The organism is Candidatus Omnitrophota bacterium (genome assembly GCA_023819145.1).
Taxonomy (GTDB): domain Bacteria; phylum Omnitrophota; class Gorgyraeia; order DTHP01; family DTHP01; genus JBFWKV01.
Map to the genome: position 1 here is coordinate 1 of JAMWCW010000003.1, position 17,059 is coordinate 17,059.

The 17,059-nt window shown below is 37.4% G+C and carries 17 protein-coding genes and 1 tRNA gene; all 18 read left to right on the plus strand.

Annotated elements, in window-relative coordinates:
• Nucleotides 1–1,295: ATP-grasp domain-containing protein (locus NC818_02110; protein ID MCM8783559.1), on the plus strand; the 1,295-nt coding region annotated here is incomplete at its 5' end.
• 33 nt (nucleotides 1,296–1,328) lie between these two features.
• A complete protein-coding gene (locus tag NC818_02115; protein MCM8783560.1) occupies nucleotides 1,329–1,733 on the plus strand; it encodes a secondary thiamine-phosphate synthase enzyme YjbQ in 405 nt (134 codons plus the stop codon).
• Between the two features lie 143 nt (nucleotides 1,734–1,876).
• Nucleotides 1,877–2,677 carry a DNA-formamidopyrimidine glycosylase gene (gene mutM / locus NC818_02120; GenBank protein ID MCM8783561.1) on the plus strand — a complete coding sequence of 267 codons (801 nt, stop codon included), beginning with the start codon at nucleotides 1,877–1,879 and terminating at the stop codon, nucleotides 2,675–2,677.
• A gap of 33 nt (nucleotides 2,678–2,710) precedes the next feature.
• A complete protein-coding gene (locus NC818_02125) occupies nucleotides 2,711–3,535 on the plus strand; it encodes a dihydroorotate dehydrogenase electron transfer subunit (protein MCM8783562.1) in 825 nt (274 codons plus the stop codon).
• On the plus strand, nucleotides 3,526–4,443 hold the full coding sequence (locus tag NC818_02130; GenBank protein MCM8783563.1) for a dihydroorotate dehydrogenase: 918 nt from the start codon (nucleotides 3,526–3,528) through the stop codon (nucleotides 4,441–4,443). The genes NC818_02125 and NC818_02130 overlap by 10 nt, the downstream gene beginning before the upstream one ends.
• A gap of 36 nt (nucleotides 4,444–4,479) precedes the next feature.
• Nucleotides 4,480–5,235 (plus strand): orotidine-5'-phosphate decarboxylase, encoded by a 756-nt coding sequence (pyrF, locus tag NC818_02135; GenBank protein ID MCM8783564.1) that lies wholly within the window; start codon nucleotides 4,480–4,482, stop codon nucleotides 5,233–5,235.
• Nucleotides 5,228–5,803, plus strand: coding sequence for an orotate phosphoribosyltransferase (gene pyrE, locus NC818_02140; protein ID MCM8783565.1), 576 nt, complete (start codon nucleotides 5,228–5,230; stop codon nucleotides 5,801–5,803). The genes pyrF and pyrE overlap by 8 nt, the downstream gene beginning before the upstream one ends.
• Nucleotides 5,804–5,832: 29 nt before the next feature.
• Nucleotides 5,833–6,708: an ATP phosphoribosyltransferase gene (hisG, locus tag NC818_02145; protein MCM8783566.1), complete on the plus strand. Its 876-nt coding sequence runs from the start codon at nucleotides 5,833–5,835 to the stop codon at nucleotides 6,706–6,708.
• A gap of 278 nt (nucleotides 6,709–6,986) precedes the next feature.
• Nucleotides 6,987–8,753, plus strand: coding sequence for a hypothetical protein (locus tag NC818_02150; GenBank protein ID MCM8783567.1), 1,767 nt, complete (start codon nucleotides 6,987–6,989; stop codon nucleotides 8,751–8,753).
• A gap of 403 nt (nucleotides 8,754–9,156) precedes the next feature.
• Nucleotides 9,157–10,674: a tetratricopeptide repeat protein gene (locus tag NC818_02155; GenBank protein ID MCM8783568.1), complete on the plus strand. Its 1,518-nt coding sequence runs from the start codon at nucleotides 9,157–9,159 to the stop codon at nucleotides 10,672–10,674.
• Nucleotides 10,675–10,760: 86 nt separating this feature from the next.
• On the plus strand, nucleotides 10,761–11,588 hold the full coding sequence (locus NC818_02160; protein ID MCM8783569.1) for a transketolase: 828 nt from the start codon (nucleotides 10,761–10,763) through the stop codon (nucleotides 11,586–11,588).
• 95 nt (nucleotides 11,589–11,683) lie between these two features.
• Complete coding sequence (locus NC818_02165) at nucleotides 11,684–12,616, plus strand: transketolase family protein (GenBank protein ID MCM8783570.1); 933 nt, start codon at nucleotides 11,684–11,686, stop codon at nucleotides 12,614–12,616.
• Between the two features lie 9 nt (nucleotides 12,617–12,625).
• Entirely contained in the window at nucleotides 12,626–13,522 is an 897-nt protein-coding gene (gene ispE / locus NC818_02170; GenBank protein ID MCM8783571.1) for a 4-(cytidine 5'-diphospho)-2-C-methyl-D-erythritol kinase, read from the plus strand.
• On the plus strand, nucleotides 13,488–13,940 hold the full coding sequence (locus NC818_02175; protein ID MCM8783572.1) for a septation protein SpoVG family protein: 453 nt from the start codon (nucleotides 13,488–13,490) through the stop codon (nucleotides 13,938–13,940). Before ispE ends, NC818_02175 begins: the two co-directional genes overlap by 35 nt.
• 82 nt (nucleotides 13,941–14,022) lie before the next feature.
• A tRNA-Gln gene (locus NC818_02180) sits at nucleotides 14,023–14,093 on the plus strand.
• A gap of 43 nt (nucleotides 14,094–14,136) precedes the next feature.
• A complete protein-coding gene (locus tag NC818_02185; protein ID MCM8783573.1) occupies nucleotides 14,137–15,387 on the plus strand; it encodes a sugar phosphate nucleotidyltransferase in 1,251 nt (416 codons plus the stop codon).
• Nucleotides 15,388–15,389: 2 nt separating this feature from the next.
• Nucleotides 15,390–16,328 (plus strand): ribose-phosphate pyrophosphokinase, encoded by a 939-nt coding sequence (locus NC818_02190; protein MCM8783574.1) that lies wholly within the window; start codon nucleotides 15,390–15,392, stop codon nucleotides 16,326–16,328.
• 9 nt (nucleotides 16,329–16,337) lie between these two features.
• Entirely contained in the window at nucleotides 16,338–17,045 is a 708-nt protein-coding gene (locus NC818_02195; GenBank protein MCM8783575.1) for a 50S ribosomal protein L25, read from the plus strand.
• The last annotated feature ends 14 nt before the right edge of the window (nucleotides 17,046–17,059 follow it).

Here is a 17,059-nt window from a genome sequence, read left to right on the forward strand (position 1 = left end):
CTTTGATGAAAAATAGAGTTAGAATATTAGGAACAAGTCCTGATTCTATTGATATAGCAGAAGACAGAAAAAGATTTGCTAAACTACTGGAAACTCTCAAACTTCATCAAGCACCAAATGGAACTGCTTTTTCTTTTGATGAAGCAAAAAAAATAGCAAAAAAAATAGGTTATCCAATTTTAGTAAGACCTTCTTATGTTTTAGGTGGTAGAGCAATGGAAATTGTTTATGATGAAGAAACCTTAGAGAAATTTATTAAAGAGGCTGCAGAAGTTTCCGGCGAGCATCCTGTTTTAATTGATAAATTTTTAGAAGATGCTATTGAAGTGGACGTAGATATGATTGGAGACGGAGAAACTTTTGTTGTCGGAGGCATTATGGAGCATATTGAATATGCAGGAATTCATTCTGGAGATTCTGCCATGGTGCTTCCTCCTTATAGTTTATCCAAAGATATTTTAGATAAAATAAGAACCGCTACCTATAAAATGGCAAAGGAGTTAAATATAAAAGGATTGATGAATGTGCAATATGCAGTTAAGGAGAATAAAGTATATGTTTTAGAAGTTAATCCCCGTGCCTCCCGGACAATTCCTTTCGTTTCTAAAGCAGTGGGAGTTCCTTTAGCAAAATTGGCAACAAAAGTTTTGTTGGGAAGAAAACTGAAAAATTTGGGATTTACAGAGGAGGTTATTCCCCCATATATAACTGTTAAAGAATCGGTTTTCCCCTTTAACCGTTTTCCAGGAGTGGATATTATTCTTGGTCCAGAGATGAAATCCACGGGAGAGGTAATGGGAATAGATAGTGATTTTGGGCGTGCTTATATAAAAAGCCAATTGGCCGCCGGACAAAATCTTCCCAGAAAAGGAACCGTTTTTATTTCTGTTTGCGACCGAGATAAAAGAGACATTGTTTTTATTGCTAAACAAATACAGGATTTAGGATTTAAAATCTATGCCACTTCAGGAACAGCCCAAGTGTTGGAAAAGAATGGAATTAAAGTACAAGTTTTGCCAAAGATTGCAGAAGGAAGACCAAATGTCTTAGATTTGATTAAAGATGGTAAAATTCAATTGGTAATTAATACTCCTTCAGGGAGAGTTCCTCGCAAGGATGAATTAAGAATTCGTTCCCAGGTAATTTTGCACAACATTCCTTATACTACTACTATTTCTGGAGCTCAGGCAACGGTAAATGGAATAGAGGCGATGCTTAAGAAAGAATTGGGAGTAAAATCATTGCAAGAATATCACCGGATAATAGATTCGAAATCCGCACCCTTTAGGGGCTAGGTTCGCCCAAAAAGTTGGGCGGTAAAACACGAAATGCGGAAGTTTGATATGGAGAAGATTATTATAAAGACGACAAAAAGGGTTGATTTGGTGGATATTACCGAAAAGATAGGAAGTTTGGTTAGAAAAAGCGGCATAAAAGAAGGAATTTGTTTTCTTTTTTGTCCTCATACTACTGCGGGGATTACCATTAATGAAAATGCTGATCCCTCGGTAAGGCATGATATAATAAATGTGTTGAATAAACTTATTCCCCAAGATGGTAATTATGCTCATGCTGAAGGTAATGCCGACAGTCATGCAAAGGCCACCCTTATAGGACCGTCTTTGTCAATTTTTATTGAAAATGGAGAACTCTGTTTAGGAAGCTGGCAAGGGGTATATTTTTGTGAAGGAGATGGGCCAAGACAGAGAGAAGTTTGGGTGAAGATAATTTAAAACTCGAATTCCTAAATCCAAAATCCCTGCCCGCGGGCAGGTGAGAAAAATTTAAATGTTTGTAAATTGCTGTTTGTGATGGGAAGTGAGCCGTGGTTTTGCAATTTTAATTCTTGACTCTGAGCGAGGAAGGGAGCAAGGGGATGCCTGAATTACCCGAAGTTGAGACTATAAAAAAAGAACTCGTAAGGATTATATTAGAGAAGCGGATTACAGAAGTGATTATTAATAACCCTAAAGTTATTAAAGAGCCAAAAAAAGAAGAATTTGTTAAAGAAGTAAAAGGAGCGGTTATTAAAAATGTTTTAAGAAAGGGAAAACTTCTTATCTTAGAATTATCTACCGGAAAATCTTTATGTATCCATTTGAAGTTGACTGGACAACTGATTTACCCTGGAGAACCAGATAAGGCAAGAATAAGTTTTAAACTTTCTGATGGAAAATTTTTAGACTATCGTGACCAGAGGATTTTGGGTGAACTGCGTTTGGTAGACAACTGGCGGAACTTAAAATTTGTTCAAGAATTAGGTCCTGAACCATTTGATTTAACTGTTGAAGAATTTAAGGGAATGCTTTCTAATAAGAAAAAAAATATTAAAGTGCTTTTAATGGACCAGACTTTTATTTCTGGTGTAGGGAATCTTTATGCAAATGAAGCACTTTTTAGAGCAAAGATTAATCCCCAAAGGCAGGCAAATTCTTTGTCCGAAAAAGAAAAAGAATTACTCTTTAAAGAGATAAAAGACACATTAAATGAGGCAATAAAGTATAAAGGTTCATCAGTAGACCAATATTTACAATTATCCGGTGAGCCCGGAGAATATGTAAAATACCACAAAGTCTATGACCGTGAGGATAAGCCTTGTTTTATCTGCCAAACTCCCATAACAAGAATTACTCTGGGAGGAAGAGGAACCTATTTTTGTCCAAGGTGCCAAAAATAGACCTGGGTAGAAAGTGGTTGGTTAAGGAGTTAGATGGTCAATATTAAAGCAAAAATTATCTCTAATACCCCAGTTGCTCGTGAGCATTCGAGGCTCGTTTTAGAAGTACCAGAGATGGTTAAAGAATCCCAGCCCGGACAATTTATGCACATCCGGGTGCACGAAGGTTTAAATCCTTTATTGAGAAGACCGTTTAGCATACACAGAATAGTGCATCCGAACACCAGAGCACCTGTATACCAGGTTGAGATTCTTTATAAGATAAGAGGAAGAGGAACAGAGCTTTTAGCAAAAAGAAAAAAGGGAGAGTTTCTAGATGTTATTGGCCCTTTAGGAAAGGGTTTTCCCCTTCCACTAGAGGCAGATACCAGTGTGCCAAGGACTTATTTGCTTGTAGCAGGAGGGATAGGAATAGCTCCACTACTTTTTCTTGCAGAAAAATTAGCGGAATTCAAAATTCAGAATTCAAAATTAAAAATTATTGCTTTTGTAGGATTAAAAACTAAAAATTATCTTCTTTGCGAAAAGGAACTTAGAAGTTTGTGCGATGAAGTAAAGATTTCCACCGAAGACGGCTCCTTGGGTTTTAAAGGTTTAGTTAGCGATTTATTAAAGGATTTTCTGTTAACCGTAGACTCTGAACCGTTCACCTTATACTCTGCTGGTCCAATTTTAATGTTGCAAGAAATTAAAAAAATTGCTAATATGTTTAAAATTTTGTGTTTTGGCTCTTTAGAAGAAAATATTGCCTGTGGTTTAGGAGGATGTTTTGGTTGTGTAGTAAAGACTACCGAGGGCTATAAAAGGGTTTGTAAAGAGGGGCCAGTTTTTAACTTAGAGGAGATTATTTGGGAGTAGAACTTGCTGTAGAGATTGGGAAATTAAAGCTGAAGAAGCCGGTTTTGGTTGCTTCGGGAACATTTGGGTTTGATGATGATTATGAGGAGTTGGTTAAGAGTAATTGTTTGGGTGCATTGGTAACAAAAACCCTTACTCTCAAACCCCGCCAAGGAAATCTTCCTCCGCGGATAGTAGAGACGCCATCTGGAGTACTTAATTCCATCGGTTTGCAGAATAAAGGTATAGATTTTTTTCTGGCAGAAGAAATACCCGCTCTTTCTAAATTTGAAATTCCGATTATTGTAAGTATTGCCGGAGAACGTATTGAGGATTATGGTTTATTGGCAAAAAGATTAGATAAAGAAAAGAAGATTTCTGCTTTAGAAATAAACATCTCCTGCCCTAATGTAGAGTCTGAAGAGGAATGTCTCTTTGCTCAGGATGCTTATCTTACCTACGGCGTAGTTAAAGCGGTGAGAGAGTCTACAGATAAGACAGTTATTGCTAAACTTTCCCCCAATGTTACAAACATCGTTCCCATTGCTCAGGCTGCCTTTGATGCCGGAGCAGATGCCTTGGCTTTAGTGAATACTTTTTTTGGCATGGACATCGATATCGAGACAAAAAAGTCAAAACTGGGGAGTTTTTATGGAGGATTAAGTGGGCCGGCAATTAAACCCCTCGCTTTATACATGGTTCATAAGGTGAAGAAGGCAGTTAATTTACCTCTTATTGGAATGGGCGGTATTGTTTCCTCATACGATGCTTTGCAGTTTTTTATATTAGGAGCAACTTGCGTGGCTATAGGAACAGGTAATTTTGTTAATCCTCAGATTGCCAAAGAGATCCTGGAAGGCATTGAGGCATATCTAGAAAAACATAAGTTGAGAAACATAAAGGAAATTATAGGGACAATAAAAATTTAAGTTAAATTTGATTAATTTATTCTAATAAGCAAGACAATGAAAAAACAGATTACTAACCGTCTTATTGTCGCTTTAGATATGGAAAAGATTGCCGCAGCCGAGAAGGCAGTAGAAATTCTTTATCCTGTAGTGAAAATTTTTAAAGTGGGAGCGCAGCTATTCACTGCCTGTGGACCCAAAGTTATAGAATGTATAAAAAAAAGAGGAGGAGAAGTTTTTTTAGATTTGAAATACCACGATATACCTCATACAGTAGCGAAGGCGGTAGAAATTGCTACCTTGCAAGGAGTGTTTATGCTTACGCTTCATATTCAAGGAGGTTTCTGGATGATGAAGCGTGCTTTAGATATGGCAAGAGCGGTTGCTAAGGAGGAGAAATTGAACCGCCCACTTCTTTTAGGAGTGACGGTGCTTACCAGCTTAGAACACGATGACCTTCTGCAACTGGGCATAGGAAGAGGTGTAGATATGCAAGTATTACACCTTACTCGTTTGGCACTTAAAGCTGGTTTGGATGGTATAGTTTCTTCTTCTGAAGAGGCAAGGATGATTCGACAAAACTTTGGAGAAAAGCCATTGATTATTACCCCAGGGATACGCTTGAAGAAAATGTCTTCTGATGACCAGAAACGGATATCTACTCCTGAAGAAGCGATCAGAGCAGGAGCAGATTATATTGTGGTAGGAAGGCCAATACTGAAAGCAAATAATCCTTTGAAAGAGGCAGAGAAGATAGAGGATTTATTGAGAGAAGAAGAGGAAATTCTCAAAGAAGGGGGTAAAAATGACTAAAGAAGAGGTTTTGGATATTTTAGGAAAGACAGGTGCAGTTCTAAACGGTCATTTTATTCTCTCCAGTGGTTTACATTCAGATAAATATATTCAGTGTGCTTTGACGCTTCAGTATCCGAAGTATGCAGCATGGCTGGCGCGAGCAATTGCTGATAAGTTTAGAACGGAGATGATTACCGTTGTACTTGCTCCGGCAGTAGGGGGAATTGTTTTGGGGCAGGAGGTAGCCAAAGCCACAGGTGCAAGAGCAATTTTTGCAGAAAGAGAAGAGGGGAAAATGACTTTAAGGAGAGGTTTTACCCTTACTAAGAACGACCGAGTACTAGTGATAGAGGATGTAATTACTACCGGTTCCACTGTAGAAGAGTTAATTGGTTTGATAAAAGAAAGTGAAGCAAGGCTAATTGGAGTTTCTTCAATCGTTGACCGTTCCAGTGAAAAATTAGTTTTTAAAGACCGTTTTGAATATTTGGTTAAAATTCCTATAAAGAATTATACTGAACAGAATTGTCCCCTTTGTAAAGAAAATATCCCCGCTGTTAAGTTGGGTAGCCGGGGATTAAAATAATTGCTAAAAAGAAAGGAAAGAGGATGGGTATGGTAAAAAAGCTAAAAATAGGTTTACCCAAAGGGAGTCTTCAGGAAGCAACCTTTTATCTTTTTAAAAAGGCAGGTTTTAAAATCGCTCTTTCGGAGCGTTCCTATTTCCCTTCCATTGACGATCCCGAGATTGAGCCTGTTCTTTTAAGAGCACAGGAGATAGCGCGTTATGTGGAGACTGACCTCGACTGCGGGATAACCGGCGGAGATTGGATACAAGAAAATGGTTCTCATGTTAAGGAAATTTGTGAATTAATCTATGCGAAACAGTCTTTAAAACCGGTACGCTGGGTGATTGCCGTTCCAGAAAATTCATCCATAAAGACCTTAAAAGACCTTAACGGCAAGCAGATAGCTACAGAGTTGGTCAAGGTAACTAAAAAATTTTTAGAAAAAAAAGGGGTAAAAGCACTGGTAGAATTTTCTTGGGGAGCAACAGAGGCAAAAGTTGCTCAAGGTTTAGTGGAGGCGGTAGTAGAACTTACCGAGACAGGAAAGAGTCTAAAAGCAAATAAGTTGAGAGAACTTACCACCATATGTGAATCAACCACTAAATTTATTGCCAATTATAAAAGCTGGCAGGATAAATGGAAAAGAAATAAGATGGAACAAATTGCCCTTCTTTTGCAAGGGGCAATTAATTCAGAAACCAAAGTAGGTTTAAAAATGAATGTCAAAGAAGAGAATCTAAAAAAGATTATTAAAATTCTTCCGGCAATGCGTAACCCCACAGTCTCTAAACTTACTCTCCCCGGCTGGGTAGCAATTGAAGTTATTGTTGATGAGGAGGTTGTACGCCATTTGATTCCTCAGCTAAAGCGCTTGGGCGCTGAAGGGATTATCGAATACCCTTTGAATAAAGTTATTTATTGAAAAAATATAAGAAATAAACCCAACTCCCAAAAATCCTTTGAGAATAAGGAAAATTTTATTTTTGTGTTATAAGAAAATGATTTTGTAATTACAAAAAAAGTTTATATGTGTCTTGGGCTTGGCAAGGTAGAAAAGATATGGTATATATTAATAAAAAAAGTTATTTGCGAAAAAGGCATGGGGGAAAAATGGTAAGCTCAGATAAAAACTTCTGGCTAATTACAATATTTTCGTTATTTTTTTCCGTGTTATTTTCTATATCATCGGTTGGGGCAGTAATGTTTCTAGAAGATGAGTATTCTGTGGCCACTTTAGAACCCAGCTCTATCCAGATTCCTCTTTCCGACGAAACCGCAGAAAAAATAATAATTGACGAACTTAATAAGTTATTTGGCGCAGAGGTTGTTTCTGAAGTTTTTCTTAGAGATCCTACGGAATTTTCTATTCTGATAGAGAGTATAAATTCCTTAGGCATAAATAAATTCCAAACGATAGCCAAAGATTTAGTTGATATTTTAGGCAGTGATAATGTTGTTTGGATATTTAGGGAGAGTCCTTACCTCTTTATACAATCGATAGATTCAATTGGCTTCCTTTCAACAGTTAATTTTAGAGAGTTCGTTAACTTCTTAGGCAGGGATAATATTATTAAGGCGTTTAGAGAAAGCCCTTATGATTTTTATTTGCTAATAGAGGCAATAGATGCCTTCGGTATAGAAAATTGCTTAGCAGTAATTGATGTTTTGGGGAAAGAAAATGTTGTTAAAGTAGCATTGTTTAACCTTTATGGTTTAGCCAGAGCTATAGAATTAATAGCGGATTTGGGCAGAGAAAATTTTGAAATTGTTGTTAATGTTATAGGAAAGGAAATAATTTCTCGTTTATTTACAGAATCCAATTGTGAGTTTTCCTTATTGATAGAAACAATAAATTCCTTGAGCGTAGAGAGATTCATTAGCCTCATCAGGTATCTAAGAGAGTATTTAGGCAATGATGTGTTTTCTGGTGTTTTTTTGAATTACCCTGCGGATGTTGTTTCCACAATAAAAAGTATTGATTCTCTAGGAAGAGACAATTTTCAGTATCTAATCGATTCTCTTGGGGAAGAAAACATTTTTCGTTTATTCTCAGAAAAACCGTATCTCTTAAACCAGATAATAGAAGCAATAAATGTGCTTAGCATTGATAAGTTAGAGGAGTTAATTAACCATTTAGGTAAAGAAAGTGTTTCTTGCCTATTTGAGAAAGCTCCTCTTATTTTTGTTCTACTTTTGGAGAAGGTTGTAAAGAATATAGCATCATTTTATGATATTATCGAAACAATAAAAGATTATTATTTTGGTAAAACAGGACGTTATTCAGCGCTTATTTGGCAAGAGTTTGGATTGATTGTTTGGGAGGAAGAAGATTTAGTAAGTTCCTTAGAACAATTAGAATGGGAGGCAATTTATAATCTCATGTGCAATGTACCGGTTGATTTTTTTGTAGATTTTGGTGGGTTTATCATTAAAGAGTTTACAGATATCGGAAGAAGTGGAGAATATAACCACTGGACAGAAACCGCCACTATCTATATGCATATTTTAAGAAGAAATCCTGCATTTCTTCTACAGGTAATTTTTCACGAATTGGCACACCACATAGATAACGTCTATTTTCAGAACAAGGCATTTTTAGATTTATATAGCAGGTCAATTCATGATGGTCATTTTGCTTATGAGCTTGGAAATAAGAACTCTCAAGAGGATTTTGCCACCGTTGTAGAGATGTGTTTTTTTGATACAAGAATACAGTTGCTAAGGGGTATTGAACAGGCTCTTAGAGGCGATTCTCTCTATTGGGAAAAAGTGCTCTTTGTCTTAGACCTCTTTACTAAGGGACATCCTAATTGTGCAGTAATCTATCGCATAATCGCTGGAGGAAGGGTAATTAAAAAAGAAATTGGTATTGAAAGAGATGTATTGGGAAATATTGTTTCTATCGGAGGCATAAGTGTTTCTAATTTAGAAGCGCTGAAACAATTCTTTTTAGATTTAGAGATATGATAAAAAGTTCTATTCTCGAGGTATGTATAGGAAAATTAGTGTCTTGTGTTTTTGAATTCTAAATAACAAATACCTACCTCCTGAAGAGAAGCACTTGTTGGTTTATTCTTTCTATAGTTTTTCTTTGCAAAATAAATAATTTAAAAGTTGAATCTTCTTGCTTTTACCATTTCCCTGTTGTAAAATAATTTTGTATTTATTGCTCTTAGTTGTAAATGGTTCAAGTGTGGACTTCCGGATAACGAAAGGAGTGAGGAAGATGCCCTGTGGAAGGAAGCGTAAGTTAAGAAAAATTAAGACCCATAAGAGAAAAAAGAGAAGAAGAGCACTCCGCCACAGAAAGAAAGAGTGGTAGTTTTTTAGCTTCACATAAATACAAAGGTTCAAGAGTGTGAAGAAAAGGGTGTTTTTTTTACTTAGGATATTTATTTTATCTATAATTTTCTTAGGATGTGCATCTAAAGAATTACGTAAAGGAGAAGAATTTAGGAAAACAGAAAATATCTCTCAGGAATTTATAGATGGTAGTAAGGAATATTTTATTTATGCCCATTACTTAGCAGCCATCTTCTATGAAAATGAGAATAATTTTAGTCAAGCAATAGAAGAATATAAGAAGGTATTAGAATACGATTTTAAGAATGCGTATATACATTCACGTTTAGCGACATGTTTTTTGAAAAAAGGCGAGATAGGTGAGGCGATAAAGGAGTTTCAACTGGTTTTGCAACATCAGCCTGAAGATGTTCAAGTAAGATTTATCCTTGCTCTTCTCTATACCTCTTTAGGAAAAATCATGGAGGCAGCTCAGGAGTATGAAGAGATTTTAAAATTAAATCCGCGTGATTTACTTGCCCTTACTTCTCTGGCTGACCTTTATGTTGGTCAAGAAAAAACCCAGGAAGCAATTGAAATATACAAAAGATTAATCGAGGCGAGGGAAGAATCCCCACTTTTGCATTTTAATTTAGGGATACTGTATGCACGATTTAATCAAATGGACCAGGCAATTTCCCAGATGGAGAAAGCCTTAGAATTAGAACCAAACTATGTTCAGGCTATTTTGAGCTTGGGTGTGCTTTATGAATTGAAAGGAGAGAATAATTCAGCAATTGATAACTATCGGAAAGCACTTCAATTAGAACCCCGCAACATAAAAATTCATTATTTACTTGCTCAAGTTTTATTAAAAAATGGGCAAGTTGCAGATTCAATAGAGGAGTACTTGAGAATTATCAATGACTATCCCGAGGAAATCAATGGGTATTTGGAACTGGGAATTCTTTATATTCAGGAAAAGAAATATAAAGAAGCAATCGGACTTCTGGAAAATGCCCTCGCGAAGAATATAGGCTTAAGGCATGATGAGTTTTATTTTCTGCTTGGTATCGCATATAATGTCGACCGTCAGCAGGAAGCGGCAGAATCCGCTTATCTCAAAGCGATAGAACTAAATTCAGAGCATTCGCGGGCATATTTTTATCTTGGAGCGCTCTATGAGGAGAGAGATAAAAAAGAAGAAGCGATTAAATATTTGAAGAAAGCGATAGAACTTGATCCTATAAATGCAGAAGCTTTAAATTATCTTGGGTATATTTATGCAGAAGAAGGAGTTAATCTTGATGAGGCACTTGATTTGATTAACCGTGCACTTAAACAAGATCCGGAGAATGGAGCATATATGGACAGCTTGGGTTGGGTTTATTATAAAAAAGGGATGCTGGATAAAGCGTTGTATCACATAGAAAAGGCAGTTGAGTTTCTTCCTACCGATCCGGTAATTTTAGACCATCTGGGGGATATATATTTTGACAAAGGTCTTTTGGATAAGGCAGGCGATGCTTGGAGAAAATCTCTGGAGTTAGACATTGAGCAGGTAAAGGTGAAGGAGAAATTGGACAAACTGCAAAATATCAGATGAATGGTTGCAGAATTCGCAATATTAAATTTGGAGGAATAAATTTAAAGGATTTTTATAAAAATTTTTTGGGAGTTGGGAGTTAGGAAATGGGCGAAATATGCTCTCCTCAGTTTATTAAAGACTTAGAAGAAAAATGCAAGAAGATTAGGAGGACGATTATCGAAATGCTTGCCAAAGCAGGTTCAGGGCATCCTGGTGGTTCTTTGTCTTCTACAGAGTTGGTCGTTTCTCTTTTCTTCGTTTATTTAAAGCATGACCCTAAAAATCCCCGCTGGCCCGAAAGGGATAGGTTTCACCTTTCTAAAGGCCATAGTTGTCCTGTTTTGTATGCTGTTTTAGCAGAATGTGGTTATTTCCCTCCCCAAGAACTTTTTACCCTGAGAAAATTGGGATCGGTTCTTCAAGGTCATCCTGACCGAAGAACTCCAGGGATTGAAGTAGCGAGTGGTTCTTTGGGACAAGGGCTTTCGGTAGCTTTGGGAATGAGTTTAGCAGGCAAGCTGGATGGGCTTAATTATCGGGTTTATTGTCTGATGGGCGATGGAGAGATGCAAGAAGGAAACGTTTGGGAAGCAGCTATGGCTGCAAGCCATTATAAATGTGATAATCTCTGTGCGATATTAGATTATAACGGGTTTCAAATAGATGGTAAAGTAAAAGATATTATGAATCTGGAACCTTTGAAAGAAAAATGGAAAGCATTTGGCTGGCATACTATTGAAATCGACGGACATAACATTAAAGAGGTGCTTTCGGCATATGAAGAGGCAAGGTTAGTGAAAGGTAAACCCACGGTAATCATTGCTAAAACCGTGAAAGGCAAAGGAGTTTCTTTCATGGAAAATACTGTGGATTTTCACGGAAGAGCTCCTAATCCTGAAGAGACAAAAAAGGCCCTTGAAGAACTAAAATAATGTTCCGTTGTGCTTGCTATTTCTGTTACAGTTGTTTAATTCGTCTTTATTAACAAAGAGAACGAACTTCGTGAGCAAAACCAGTTAAACGAGAAATGGGTGAGTTATTATATCAACGCGATATTTATGGTCAGACTTTAGTAGAATTGGGTAGAAAGAACAAGGATGTTGTAGTTCTGGACGCAGACCTCTCAAGTTCTACACGCACTTCTTTATTTGCAAAAGAATTCCCTACAAGGTTTTTTAATTTCGGAGTAGCAGAGCAGAATATGATGGCAACCGCCGCTGGGCTTGCAAGCTGTGGAAAGATAGTTTTTGCTTCTACTTTTGCACTCTTTGCGACCGGCAGAGCTTGGGATCAGGTGCGTAATAGCATTTGCTACAATAATTTTAATGTGAAGATCGTTGCTTCTCATGCCGGAATAACCGTAGGGGAAGATGGAGCAACTCATCAGGCAATAGAAGACATTGCGATTATGCGCTGTATTCCAAACATGAAGATAATTGTTCCCTGTGATGGGCCAGAAACAAGAGAGGCGGTAATAGCAGTAGCAGAGAAAGAAGGACCAGCATATATTAGGTTGGGCAGAGCAAAATTTCCCACCATAGAAAATAAGGGGAAGTTTGAAATTGGTAAGGTTTATGCTCTTTGTGAAGGGGAAGACTTGACCATTGTTGCCTGCGGAATTATGGTTAATATAGCCTTAACTGCAGCAGAGATGCTAAGAAAAGAGAATATAAAAGTTACCGTGTTAAATATGCATACGATAAAACCCTTGGATACAGATACTCTTTTTAAATATGCTCAACGCACAAAACGCTTCATTGTCTGCGAGGAGCACATGGTTACGGGTGGACTGGGGTCAGCGGTTGCGGAGTTTCTGAGCGAAAACTATCCTATTCCTGTTTTGCGGGTTGGTATACAGAATTGTTTTGGTCAGTCGGGTAGTCCCGATGATTTGTTGAAGGAATATGGCCTTACTCCTCAAGATATTGTTTGTAAAGCAAGAAAGATATTTGCAAAGTAGTTTGTACAGATGCGCAAATTGGAAATAAAATCTCCCGCCAAAGTTAATCTTTATCTCAAAGTAATCAAGAGGAGAGAAGATGGGTATCATGAGATCGTTACTCTTTTTGAGCGTATAGACCTTGCTGATTACATTATCCTCGAAAAATCTCACAAAAAAATAGAAATTTCATCTTACGGCAGAAAAATTCCTTTATCAAAAAATAATCTTGCTTATAGAGCTGCTTTGCTTCTTTCTCAGAAGTTAAGTAAAAATCTGGGGGTGAGAATTAGGATTTTTAAACAGATTCCAGTGGGGGGAGGTTTGGGAGGAGGTTCAAGTAATGCTGCCAGTGTTCTCTTAGGATTAAATCGTCTTTATGAGTTAGGTATAGAGAATAAAAAATTTTTTAAATGGGGTAAAATTCTAGGCTCGGATGTTAATTTCTTCCTTTCGAGAGAGAAATTTGCGTTGGGTTATGGCAGAGGAGCAGATATCCGGCCTTTAAATTTAAATTTGCGGATATGGCATCTTGTAGTTTATCCTGGATTTTCTGTATCCACACCGCTAATCTATGCATCCTTTGCCTCTCAAAAGGCTTTTGATGAAATAGGCTTGACAAAAAAAATTCCGAGTGTTAGAATTTTAATAGATATCTTGAATAAAGGGAACTTAGAGAGCATAAAAGATGCACTTTTTAATAGTTTAGAACCGGTAGTATTAAAGAAGTATCCTTCTATTTATTTCTGGAAGAAACAATTGCTTTCTACTTCGGCAAAAGGGGTTTTGGTGTCGGGAAGTGGTTCTTCAGTTTTCGGTATATATTCAGAAAGAAAGGAGGCGGATGGAATAAGGAAGGAATTACGAAGGCTTAAAAAGAGAGGAGAGTTTTTTGTGGCTTCAACAGATTGTCTGTCTTTTGGGTAAAGACGGAGGTAAAAAAGGAGGTAGTTCCGTGGAGATTACAGAGGTAAGAATACTTTTAAAAAGCAGGGATAAAGCAAATCGTAAGTTGAAAGCATATGCAACAGTTACTTTTGATAATGTATTTGTAGTGAGGAATATAAAAGTTATTGAAGGTAAACAGGGTCTCTTTGTAGCTATGCCCTCGCGCAAAATTCAATTCCTCTGTCCTAAGTGTGGTCATAATAATGCCATACACAGCCGGTTTTGTAACCAATGCGGACAAGCTTTAGAATCCCAACAACCGGTTAGTTCCGATAGGACTCCTTTCGAGCGCCAGACAGAGCATCGAGATATTGCCCATCCCATCACTCAGGAGTTCAGGGAATATCTTCAGAAAAAGGTTTTGGAGGCTTACGAGAAAGAGATTAAGGCAGGCTAAGAGTTCTTAAATAATTAATTTTAAGCCTCATTATTCCATCCTAAAAGAAGTTCGTGGGGAGGATTTAGTTTTTAAAATAGATTGGGGAATTGTGTAGTGGTAGCACACCGGCCTTTGGAGCCGTTAGGGGAGGTTCGAATCCTCCTTCCCCAGGAAATGCAAAATAACGTAATAGACTAATGGATAATAATACAAGATGAATAAGGTTGTAGGAGTAGTTTTGGCAGCGGGTAAAGGCGTGAGGATGAAATCAGCATTCCCCAAAATGCTACATTCTCTTTGGGGAAAACCACTTATTAATTATCCCATAGAAACTTTAAGGAGAATAGGGGTAAATAAAATTTTTGTAGTGTTAGGGTATAAAAAAGAAACATTATTACCCTATCTTAAAGAGGTAAAAATAATAGTCCAGAAGAGCTTGTTGGGAACAGGGCATGCTTTATTAACTACCGAACCTTATTTAAAAGATTTCAAAGGAACAATACTTGTTATCTCAGGAGATGTTCCCTTAGTAAGGGAAGCGACGCTACAAAAATTAGTAAAACAGCATCAATCTTTGAATTCTACAGTTACAATTTTGGTGGCTAATATTCAGGAACCGTGGGGTTATGGTCGAATATTGCGTGATAAAAATAGCAAAGTTATAAAAATCTGTGAAGAAACGGATTTGGAAAAAGGTCTGAGTGGAATAGAAGAGGTAAATAGCGGAATCTATTGTTTTAAGGGTTCTTTACTATTCCGATACCTCAAAAAAATAAAGCTCAATCCAAGAAAAAAGGAATATTATCTTACGGACATAATTGGTTTAATGGCAGGAGAAGGAGAAAAAATTTCTACACTATGCATAGAAGACAACGAAGAGCTTTTGGGTATTAATACACGTGAAGATTTGAGCAGGGCGGAAAAAGTTCTTAATAAAAGAATGGTTAAGAGACTGATGGATGAAGGGATTACAATAGTTGACCCTTCAAATACCTATATTGGAGAAGGAGTGGAAATTGGTCAAGATACAATTATCTTTCCTTTTACTGTGATTGAGTCAGGGGTTTCTATTGGGAGAAATTGCAGAGTTGGTCCATTTTGTCATTTAAGGGAAAAAACAGTAATTGGAGATAATGTAGAATTGGGAAATTTTGTAGAGTTGGTAAGAACGAGGATGGATAGCTTTAGTAAAGCGAAACATTTGACTTACTTGGGAGACACTTGTGTAGGTAAAGATGTTAATATCGGTGCAGGGACAATCGTAGCTAATTTTGATGGCAAGAAGAAAAATAAAACTATTATTTACGATAAAGCATTTATTGGGAGCGGAACAATCCTTATTTCTCCCGTTAAGGTAGGTAAAGGAGCAGTTACAGGTGCAGGAACAGTGGTTACGAGGAATAGAGATGTTCCTCCTGGCAAAACTGTAGTGGGAGTTCCCGCAAAGATTTTAACAAAGGAGTGAATATGGCTAATGAGCTCTTGCTTTTTACAGGAAATGCTCATCCCCTTTTGGCAAAAGAAATTTGTAAGATTCTTAAAATTTCCTTAGGCGATATGCTGGTTTCTCGTTTTAGTGAAGGAGAGATTAGGGTTAAGGTTAATGAAAACGTAAGAGGCAAGGATGTTTTTCTTATTCAACCTACTTGCCCTCCTACCAATGATAATATGATGGAGCTTCTCATTATCATTGATGCTCTTCGTCGGGCTTCTGCACGGCGTATCACTGCGGTTTTGCCTTACTTTGGTTATGCCCGTCAGGATAGAAAAGACCAACCGCGCGTTCCTATTACGGCAAAATTGGTAGCTAATCTCATTACCACCGCTGGTGCGGATAGAGTTTTGACTATAGACCTCCATGCAGGACAGATTCAGGGGTTCTTTGATATCCCTGTAGACCATCTTTTTGCGGTAAAGGTATTTGAAGAGTATATCAGAAAAGAGAAGATGAGAGATTTAGTGATAGTTTCCCCCGATGTGGGCGGGATTAAGATGGCCCGTGCTTATGCAAAAAGGCTTGCAGCAGGACTAGCAATTGTAGACAAACGCCGCATAAGTCCCGAAGCAACGGAGGCAATGCATATTCTAGGTGAGGTCAAAGGGAAAAATGCGGTGATTGTGGATGATTTGATTGCTACAGGGGGGTCATTAATAGAGGCAAGTTTTGCCTTAAAGAAGGCGGGAGCAAAAAAGATTTATGGTGCAATTACGCACGCCGTTCTTTCAGGAGATGCGGTGAGAAAGATTGATAATTCTCCCTTAGAAGAATTACTGGTTACCAATACTATCCCACTCGCTAACGAAAAAAAGCATCCTAAGATTCATGTATTAAGCATTGCGCCGCTTTTAGCAGAGGCAATTAAACGCATTCATCACGAGGAATCAGTAAGTTGTTTGTTTGAATAAGGAGGAATAATGGAAGAAGTAAGTCTATTGGCAAAATCTAGAGAGGTAAAAGGTAAAAAAGTTAAAAATTTGAGAAAAGAAGGGTGGGTTCCTGGAGTAGTATATAAGAGGGGCGAAGAAAATGTCCTACTTCAGCTGAATAAAAAGGACCTACTGAAAATTTTGCATACTTCTCTGGGAGGGAATGTAATAATATCTTTAAAAATTGATAAGGGTTCTCCTTCTGTTAAAAAAGGCAGAACGCAGGATGTTAAGACGGTGATTATCAAAGATATTCAGAAAGACCCCCTTTCGGATGAAATACTTCATGTGGATTTACAACAGATTTCTCTTACCGAGAACATTGTGGTTAATGTTCCTATTGCTCTGGTAGGTGAATCTTTAGGAGTTAAGAGAGATGGAGGCATATTAGAACATCTCATTTGGGAAATACAAGTGGAATGTCTTCCTACCAGTATCCCCGAAAAGATAGAGGTAGATATTACTCAGTTGGAACTGGGACATTCTGTATATGTAAAGGATTTAAGAATCCCCGAAGGGGTAAAGGTCCTTACCAATCCTGAACAAATGGTTGTTACTGTAAGTATGCCCAAAGAAGAGAAGATAGAAGAAAAAGTGGAAGAGGAACTTGTTGAACCAGAGGTGATTAAGCAGAAGAAACCAGAGACAGAGGAAGAAGCTCCAGAGAAGGGCAAGCGAGAGGAAGAGAAAAAATAGGTTTTATTTTGTTC

What these genes read in the sequence shown, in the direction of transcription:
- NC818_02115 (MCM8783560.1), top strand. Translation starts at nt 1,329, where the DNA reads ATGCGGAAGTTTGATATGGAGAAGATTATTATAAAGACGACAAAAAGG.
- mutM (MCM8783561.1), top strand. Translation starts at nt 1,877, where the DNA reads ATGCCTGAATTACCCGAAGTTGAGACTATAAAAAAAGAACTCGTAAGG.
- NC818_02125 (MCM8783562.1), top strand. Translation starts at nt 2,711, where the DNA reads ATGGTCAATATTAAAGCAAAAATTATCTCTAATACCCCAGTTGCTCGT.
- pyrF (MCM8783564.1), top strand. Translation starts at nt 4,480, where the DNA reads ATGAAAAAACAGATTACTAACCGTCTTATTGTCGCTTTAGATATGGAA.
- pyrE (MCM8783565.1), top strand. Translation starts at nt 5,228, where the DNA reads ATGACTAAAGAAGAGGTTTTGGATATTTTAGGAAAGACAGGTGCAGTT.
- hisG (MCM8783566.1), top strand. Translation starts at nt 5,833, where the DNA reads ATGGTAAAAAAGCTAAAAATAGGTTTACCCAAAGGGAGTCTTCAGGAA.
- NC818_02150 (MCM8783567.1), top strand. Translation starts at nt 6,987, where the DNA reads ATGTTTCTAGAAGATGAGTATTCTGTGGCCACTTTAGAACCCAGCTCT.
- NC818_02160 (MCM8783569.1), top strand. Translation starts at nt 10,761, where the DNA reads ATGGGCGAAATATGCTCTCCTCAGTTTATTAAAGACTTAGAAGAAAAA.
- NC818_02165 (MCM8783570.1), top strand. Translation starts at nt 11,684, where the DNA reads ATGGGTGAGTTATTATATCAACGCGATATTTATGGTCAGACTTTAGTA.
- ispE (MCM8783571.1), top strand. Translation starts at nt 12,626, where the DNA reads ATGCGCAAATTGGAAATAAAATCTCCCGCCAAAGTTAATCTTTATCTC.
- NC818_02185 (MCM8783573.1), top strand. Translation starts at nt 14,137, where the DNA reads ATGAATAAGGTTGTAGGAGTAGTTTTGGCAGCGGGTAAAGGCGTGAGG.
- NC818_02190 (MCM8783574.1), top strand. Translation starts at nt 15,390, where the DNA reads ATGGCTAATGAGCTCTTGCTTTTTACAGGAAATGCTCATCCCCTTTTG.
- NC818_02195 (MCM8783575.1), top strand. Translation starts at nt 16,338, where the DNA reads ATGGAAGAAGTAAGTCTATTGGCAAAATCTAGAGAGGTAAAAGGTAAA.